This window comes from Microcystis sp. M49636_WE2, assembly GCF_030065375.1.
In the GTDB taxonomy this organism is placed as follows: domain Bacteria; phylum Cyanobacteriota; class Cyanobacteriia; order Cyanobacteriales; family Microcystaceae; genus Microcystis; species Microcystis aeruginosa_C.
This window is the reverse complement of record NZ_JASJFG010000640.1, coordinates 1-5,708: the sequence shown is the minus strand read 5'-3', so window position 1 is coordinate 5,708 and position 5,708 is coordinate 1. Positions and strand designations below refer to the sequence as shown.

At 42.7% G+C, this 5,708-nt stretch carries 8 protein-coding genes; 5 read left to right on the top strand and 3 right to left on the bottom strand.

What is annotated here, in order from left to right; genetic code table 11:
• On the bottom strand, window positions 1–1,065 hold a 1,065-nt coding region (gene alr, locus PX484_RS14890; protein ID WP_288104473.1), incomplete at its 3' end, for an alanine racemase.
• A gap of 346 nt (window positions 1,066–1,411) precedes the next feature.
• Here alr and PX484_RS14885 point away from each other — a divergent pair.
• The 4 genes from PX484_RS14885 (at window position 1,412) to PX484_RS14870 (ending at window position 2,950) form a co-directional block, all read left to right on the top strand.
• Window positions 1,412–1,687, top strand: a complete 276-nt coding sequence (locus tag PX484_RS14885; RefSeq protein ID WP_002760168.1) for a hypothetical protein — start codon at window positions 1,412–1,414, stop codon at window positions 1,685–1,687.
• A 113-nt stretch (window positions 1,688–1,800) separates the two neighbouring features.
• Window positions 1,801–2,109, top strand: a complete 309-nt coding sequence (locus tag PX484_RS14880) for a DUF4164 family protein (protein ID WP_287658944.1) — start codon at window positions 1,801–1,803, stop codon at window positions 2,107–2,109.
• Between the two features lie 113 nt (window positions 2,110–2,222).
• Window positions 2,223–2,519: a polyhydroxyalkanoate biosynthesis repressor PhaR gene (locus tag PX484_RS14875; RefSeq protein WP_288104471.1), complete on the top strand. Its 297-nt coding sequence runs from the start codon at window positions 2,223–2,225 to the stop codon at window positions 2,517–2,519.
• A gap of 113 nt (window positions 2,520–2,632) precedes the next feature.
• A complete protein-coding gene (locus PX484_RS14870; protein ID WP_104396203.1) occupies window positions 2,633–2,950 on the top strand; it encodes a polyhydroxyalkanoate biosynthesis repressor PhaR in 318 nt (105 codons plus the stop codon).
• Window positions 2,951–3,012: 62 nt separating this feature from the next.
• Here the strand turns inward: PX484_RS14870 and mnmE are convergent, their stop codons facing one another.
• Entirely contained in the window at window positions 3,013–4,386 is a 1,374-nt protein-coding gene (gene mnmE, locus PX484_RS14865; protein ID WP_287767191.1) for a tRNA uridine-5-carboxymethylaminomethyl(34) synthesis GTPase MnmE, read from the bottom strand.
• A 53-nt stretch (window positions 4,387–4,439) separates the two neighbouring features.
• Between mnmE and PX484_RS14860 the strand changes: the two genes are divergently transcribed.
• Complete coding sequence (locus tag PX484_RS14860; RefSeq protein WP_002803625.1) at window positions 4,440–4,973, top strand: DUF2062 domain-containing protein; 534 nt, start codon at window positions 4,440–4,442, stop codon at window positions 4,971–4,973.
• 295 nt (window positions 4,974–5,268) lie between these two features.
• On the opposite strand, the gene PX484_RS14855 is transcribed toward PX484_RS14860, so the two are convergent.
• Window positions 5,269–5,667, bottom strand: coding sequence for a HEPN domain-containing protein (locus PX484_RS14855; RefSeq protein WP_288104466.1), 399 nt, complete (start codon window positions 5,665–5,667; stop codon window positions 5,269–5,271).
• Between the last annotated feature and the right edge of the window lie 41 nt (window positions 5,668–5,708).

Below are 5,708 nucleotides of genomic sequence, written 5' to 3'. Positions count from 1 at the left end.
GACGATTTCCCCTGTTTTTACCTCTGGAATCTCGCTCACGTCAATCATTAACTGATCCATGGTTATCGCGCCGATTTGGGGTACTAAACGTCCTCTCAGGGATACTTTTAAACGATTGGAGAGATTGCGGGGAATTCCATCGGCGTAACCGATACCGACCACAGCAATACGAGTATCTTTTGCGGCTATGTACTGATGACCATAACTCACTCCCGAACCGGCGGCAATGGTTTTGACTTGGGCAATGCGCGCTTTTACTTGCAGGACGGGTTGCAAAGGGACTTTATCGGTGAGATGATCGGCGGGATAAAGACCGTAGAGAGCTAATCCCACTCTAACTCGATCGTAGTGCAGAGATCGATCGCTTAGGGTAGCGGCAGAGTTGGCTAAATGCAGACAGGGGGGATGATAACCTTTTGATCTTAACTCAGCGATCGCTTGTTGGAATCTTTGCCGTTGTAACTGCATGATCTCGGGATTGGGATCGTCAGCCGTGGCAAAATGGGAGTATATACTGGCAATTTTCAGGTTAGGAGCCTCTAAAACCTGTTCGACGAATTTTGTGCCGTTTTGCCATTGTGTACCTAAGCGAGACATCCCCGTATCTAGTTTGATATGAACCGGCAGCCGCTGTTCTAAGCGTCTCATCACGGTGGCAAAAATTTGTACCTGTTCGATTTGCACCAGGGTGGGTTGCAATTGCCAATGGGCTAAGGCTGCCACTTCTTCCAGGGTATTGACTGCCCCTAAAATCATAATTGGGGCAACGATTCCCGCTTCGCGTAGTTCGATACCTTCCCCGATAGTCGCGATGGCTAAAGATTGCGCCCCAGCTTCTAAAACGCTGTTAGCCACCTTAACTGCCCCGTGTCCGTAAGCATCGGCTTTAATTACCGCCATTAATTCCGTTTTTGGGGCTAACAGGGCTTTGACTTTTCGCACGTTTTGTTGTAGGGCAGATCGATCAATCTCTACCCAAGCACGATAGCGAATTACTTCCGACAATTGATAATCATGACGGTTTTTGGGCGGATTGATAATTTTTGGTTCGATGCTAAACGTCACTCGCTCACTCCTTTGCACGCATAACCCAATTTATACCAAAAGAAAACCGAGAGGGCTAGGAAAAAAGCCGGAAACTCCTCTGGATTTCCTCCTTTTTCCAGGCGGAATCTAGGCTTTAAGATGAATGGGATGTTAGGAAGTTCCCGAAAAAATTGGCAGTTAGGGTTTTTTCCTAGAGAATGAACAGTAACGGGTAATCAGTGACAAGAAAGTAGCGAAGTTTTCACCTAACACTATCTCAGTGGTTGGACAGAAGTGAAGTTAACTATAGGGTAAGGAATGCCAAAAAGCCTAGACTAAGATAAAATTATTATATCCAACCAGATGCAGTACAGGAGTTTAGCCAATGTCTAACGAAACTGTTACTTATTCCCTAGAAGCTGTCCTCACAAGGATTGAGGGAAAGATCGATAAGATTGATGAGCGCTTGACAAAAGTAGAAATAGGATTAACCGATCTCAAAGGGGATATTAAAGTGTTAGACGAGAAAATCGAAGGCATCGACAATCGGCTAAAATCAGTGGAAGGAACCCAAAAAAATCAGGTCTGGACATTAATTATCCTTTTGGGGAGTGCCATTTTTACGGCCGGATGGAAAGTATTTTTTTCCAGTAATATCTGATCTTTCTAATTCTCAACAAGACTACAGTTAACCGCTCCTGAAAGAAAATTTTCTTAAAGCCTAGACTTAAGATAAAATTATATCCAACCGGATGCAGTATAGGAGTTTACCAAATGTCTAACGAAACTGTTACTTATTCCCTAGAAGCTGTCCTCACAAGGATTGAGGGAAAGATCGACTCGCTTGAGAAGCGGGTTAACGAAAGATTTGACAAGGTAGAAGATCGGTTAACCAAACTAGAAATAGGATTAACCGATCTCAAAGGGGATATTAAAGTATTAGACGAGAAAATCGAAGGCATCGACAATCGGCTAATATCGGTAGAGGGAACCCAAAAAAATCAGGTCTGGACATTGATTATCCTTTTGGGAAGTGCCATTATTACGGCTGCTTGGAAAGTATTTTTTTCCAGTAATATCTGAGTTCTCTAATTCTCAACAAGACTACAGTTAACCGCTCCTGAAAGAAAATTTTCTTAAAGCCTAGACTTGAGATAAAATTATATCCAACCAGATGCAGTATAGGAGTTTACGAAATGTCTAACGAAACTGTTACTTATTCCCTAGAAGCTGTCCTTAAAGAAATTAAAGACAGTATCAAGGAAGTTAGTCAAAAATTCGATAAGATTGATGAGCGCTTGACCAAAGTAGAAATAGGAATAGCCGATCTCAAAGGGGATATTAAAGTTTTAGACGGGAAAATCGAAGGCATCGACAATCGGCTAAAATCAGTGGAAGGAACCCAAAAAAATCAGGTCTGGACATTGATTATCCTTTTGGGAAGTGCCATTATTACGGCTGCCTGGAAAGTCTTTTTTTCCAGTAATATCTGAGTTCTCTAATTCTCAACAAGACTACAGTTAACCGCTCCTGAAAGAAAATTTTCTTAAAGCCTAGACTTGAGATAAAATTATATCCAACCAGATGCAGTATAGGAGTTGACCCAATGTCTAACGAAACTGTTACTTATTCCCTGGATGTCGTCCTTAAAGAAATTAAAGACAGTATCAAGGAAGTTAGCCAGAAATTCGATAAGATTGATGAACGGTTTGATCGATTAGATAATCGCTTAACAAAACTTGAGATAGGACAAGCAGATATCAAAGGGGATATTAAAGTTTTAGACGGGAAAATTGAAGGCATCGACAATCGGCTAAAATCAGTGGAAGGAACCCAAAAAAATCAGGTCTGGACATTGATTATCCTTTTGGGAAGTGCCATTATTACGGCCGCTTGGAAAGTCTTTTTTTCCAGTAATATCTGAGTTATACAATCCTCAACAAGACTACAGTTAACCCAACACAGTTGACCAGATTTCCTCATTGCTTATTTACCAATACAAAAACGGCTAAAAATGCGATCAAGTACCGATTCAGTCACTTCTTCGCCGGTAATTTCTCCTAAGGATTGAATGGCAGTACGCAGATCGATCGACCAAAAATCAAAAGGCAAATTTTCGTCAATTGTGTTTTTGACCTGTTGCAAAGCAATTTTCGCCCTAGTTAAAGCGGCCGCCTGTCGTTGATTAATGGCTAAATCCAAATTAGCCGCCTGTATTTCTTGATTTTGGACAGCATTAATAATAGTTTTTTCTAACTCTTCAATACCCTGATTTTGGGCGGCGGAAAGCTTGACAACTCGCTCAATTTCTGCTGGATAAATTACCGTTTCGGGATGAGCTAAATCAATTTTATTAATCACTAAAATTAATCGGCGATCGCTGACAGAGCGATAAATTTCCTCGTCTTCCTCGGTCCATCCTGACTCTGCGGAGACGGTTAAGAGAACTAAATCAGCAGACCGGGCCGTTTGGCGGGAACGTTCCACCCCAATTTGTTCGACTCGATCGCTGGCCGAGCGAATTCCAGCCGTATCGAGGACTTGTACGGGGATTCCTGCCACAACTAGCTGAGATTCGACGATATCGCGGGTAGTGCCGGGTAAATCGGTGACAATCGCTCGATCGCTCCGACTCCAAGCATTTAACAAACTGGATTTACCCACATTCGGCCGTCCCACGATCGCCACTTTCAGACCACTACGCAGCAATTCCCCGCGCTCGGCGGTGGCTAAAATTAAATTTACTTGACAAAAAACCTGTTCTATGCTATGGAGAACCGCCTCGTGATCCAAGGGCGGTAAATCCTCTTCAAAGTCAATACGGGCCTCAATTTCGGCCAAAATATCGAGACAGGTGGCACGCAAATGCCGAATCGGTTGCGCGAGTTTCCCCTGCAACCCAGCGAGGGCAAATTGTGCCGCTTGGGGAGAACGCGCCCCAACGAGATCGACGACGCTTTCGGCTTGAGTTAGGTCAATTCTGCCGTTAAGAAAGGCACGCAGGCTAAATTCCCCCGCTTGTGCCAAACGCGCCCCATTTTCTAGACATAACTGTAACACCTGTTGTACGGGCATAATGCCGCCATGACAGTGAAATTCCACCACATCCTCGCGGGTGAAAGAGCGAGGCGCTAACATGAGCAACAGCAAAGCTTCATCGATAATTGCCTGACTGTGGGGATGTCGGATATAACCGTAGAGAAGACGATGACTTTCCCAGGGTTGACGATTGCGGGTATGGAACAGCCTACGAGCGATCGCCACTGCCTCGCTACCGGATAAACGGACAATACCGATACTACCCTGTTCTGGAACGATCGCCGTAGCGATAGCGGCGATCGTATCCCCTGTGTTCAACATCTCTGAATCACTCCTTGCTAAAATTGAAGTCAGGATCAATTTTGTCAGCATTTATGCCCGAAAATATGCGCTCACGGTCATTAAAAGCGAAAAATAAAGGGAATAACCTAATTAATCGTCTGACGCGCTCCTGTCGCTACTGGTGGATTCGCTTGGTGCGATTGCAGGGACATCCGATCGAAATCGCTCGCGGGTTAGCGGTGGGGGTGTTTTCTGGGGCTTTTCCTTGGATGGGATTACAGATCATTATTGCGATTTTTTTAGCTTTCTGTGTGCGGGGCAATAAAATTGCGGCAGCGGCAGCCACTTGGGTGAGTAATCCTTTTACCTATATTCCCCTGTTTTTGTTTAATTATAAATTGGGAGAATTGTTTTTAGGTCAAGGAAATCAAGCGATCGATAGTCGTATTTTTGCCTCTAACCAAAGTTGGGCGGAAAATTGGGCAAGTTTGAGCGGTGAATTTTTATTAACGCTATTTTTTGGCAGTTTGATTACAGGTCTGTTGGCGAGCATTATCACTTATTTTGTTAGTTATCGTCTCCTCAGTCAATGGCATCACCGGCGACAAACAAGGAGAAAACGCTGATAAATTGTCACCGTTCGGGGGGGACAAAATCTGGTAATCTAAGAGGCATCGATGAGAAGCACCTACGGTAATCCCATAATAAGTCTAAACTGTTATTTGAATGATTGAATGAATACTATGATTGTGTTGTATTCAGCAAGTCTTCATCAATGATCAATTATAGTCCATCCCATAATCCCATCAATCACAGTTAAGACGATGGATGTGACTGTCGCATCATTTGTAAATTATTACGAATCATTTGTGTATTGAGATGCTCTTTACTTAATGTATTGTCATACAATACTTTTGTCATTTAATCAGCAGGAAGCAGGTCTGAAATTATATTTAAAAAATCTCTCACTTTTGCAATAAAAGGAAGAACTTGTAATTCATCAAAATCTGCAAAGTCTGTATAATCTGCTTCGAGACGGTATTCAAACAATTCGTTATAAACTGCACCAAAGTCTTTTGAAATAATTTCACTACGGATGTAGTTTTTGTTGAAGAGACTACGGACACCTGTATGTTTTGGAGATGAGAGATTATCATAAGCAAGTAAAGCCGTAACAGCATAAAAGCAACTATAGTATAGACGATTGATACAACTATTCCATCTTGCACCATCAGCAAGAGAACAAGCATCTTGATAAGCTTCCTCTGCACGATTTAAACGATACCTAATTAGTTGATCGTGAGGGGAATTTTTACTCATAGCATAATAGCTTCTTTGTTAACTGATTGCCAGAAAGGAGT

Bases quoted from the DNA above. Each gene is read 5' to 3' on its own strand.
- PX484_RS14880 (WP_287658944.1), top strand. From the start codon at position 1,801: ATGTCTAACGAAACTGTTACTTATTCCCTAGAAGCTGTCCTCACAAGG.
- PX484_RS14870 (WP_104396203.1), top strand. From the start codon at position 2,633: ATGTCTAACGAAACTGTTACTTATTCCCTGGATGTCGTCCTTAAAGAA.
- PX484_RS14885 (WP_002760168.1), top strand. From the start codon at position 1,412: ATGTCTAACGAAACTGTTACTTATTCCCTAGAAGCTGTCCTCACAAGG.
- mnmE (WP_287767191.1), bottom strand. From the start codon at position 4,386: ATGTTGAACACAGGGGATACGATCGCCGCTATCGCTACGGCGATCGTT.
- PX484_RS14855 (WP_288104466.1), bottom strand. From the start codon at position 5,667: ATGAGTAAAAATTCCCCTCACGATCAACTAATTAGGTATCGTTTAAAT.
- PX484_RS14875 (WP_288104471.1), top strand. From the start codon at position 2,223: ATGTCTAACGAAACTGTTACTTATTCCCTAGAAGCTGTCCTTAAAGAA.
- PX484_RS14860 (WP_002803625.1), top strand. From the start codon at position 4,440: ATGCCCGAAAATATGCGCTCACGGTCATTAAAAGCGAAAAATAAAGGG.